Annotated in this window: 1 protein-coding gene; it reads right to left on the bottom strand. The window is 69.1% G+C overall.

The genetic code is table 11. The features are described from left to right. On the bottom strand, positions 1-907 hold a 907-nt coding region (locus I5G_RS01890; protein ID WP_022877540.1), incomplete at its 3' end, for an NAD(P)-dependent alcohol dehydrogenase. Positions 908-1324: the final 417 nt, after the last annotated feature.

A 1324-nucleotide genomic window follows, 5' to 3' on the forward strand; every position in this document is an offset into this window, starting at 1 on the left:
CGAGCATCTCCTGGGTCTCGCGGATGCCACCGATCGACGACCCCGCGAACGAGCGGCGGTTGGTGAACAGCGTGAAGACCTGGATCGGCAGCGGCTCCGGCGGAGCGCCGACGTTGACCATGGTGCCGTCGAGAGTCAGGGTGCCGAGGTACTGCTTGAGGTCGAGCGGCGCGCTGACGGTGTTGACGATGAGGTCGAACGTGTTCTTCAGCTTGTCGAACGTCTCGGGGTCGCTCGTGGCGTAGTAGTGGTCGGCGCCCATCGCGAGGCCGTCGTCCTTCTTGCTGAGCGTCTGCGACAGCACGGTGACCTCGGCGCCCATGGCGTGCGCGATCTTGACGGCCATGTGGCCGAGCCCGCCGAGGCCGACGATCGCGACCTTCTTGCCGGGGCCGGCGTTCCAGTGGTTCAGCGGCGAGTACGTCGTGATGCCCGCGCACAGCAGGGGAGCTGCCTTCTCGTACGGGATCGACTCGGGCACGCGCAGCACGAAGTCCTGGTCGACGACGATCTTCTCCGAGTAGCCGCCCTGGGTGACGGTGCCGTCGCGGTCGATGCCGGCGTAGGTGCCGACGTTGCCGTTGAGGCAGTACTGCTCCTCGCCGGCGAGGCAGTTCGCGCACTCGCGGCACGAGTTGACCATGCAGCCGACGCCGACACGGTCGCCGACGGCGTACTTCGTGACGTCGGAGCCGACCTCGGCGACCGTGCCGACGATCTCGTGGCCGACGGTCAGCGGGTAAGGCACCTCGCCCCACTCCCCGCGGATGGTGTGGATGTCGGAATGGCAGATGCCGGCGTAGGCGATGTCGATCAGGACGTCGGCCGGGCCGACCGCGCGCCGCTCGATCGTCGTCGGTTCGAGCGGGGAGGTGGCGGACTTCGCCGCGTACGCGTTGACGTGCATGGGTCTCCTCGGTGAGGGGTTTGGGGACGGGTCCATTTTTCCGCGTCGCGGAGCCCAGAGGGCGGGGTTGCACGGACGTGCGCGAAGCGTCCACGTCCTCGCGCTTCACCCGGTAGGTCGACGAGGTCGCGCCGTCGATCGGCTCACCGCCGCGCAGCCACTGGAACGCCGTGGTCACCTCGGCGGGATCCCACGTGCCCGGGGTCGCCGTGAGGGTGCGGCCGAGCTTCGGCGTGCCCGAGATCGTCGGCGCCTCCACGTTGACCGGAGCCGCCTGACCCGAGTCGACCGTCAGGACCGTCTGCACGTTCGACTCGCCGTACTGCACGACGCCGAGGTACCGCGTCTGCGGCTGCAGGCCCTGCCACGACAGGTCGTAGGTCGTCGCAACGCCCTGCTCGGGCGGGATCGGGTTCG

Source organism: Microbacterium sp. B19, assembly GCF_000333395.1.
Lineage (GTDB): Bacteria > Actinomycetota > Actinomycetes > Actinomycetales > Microbacteriaceae > Microbacterium.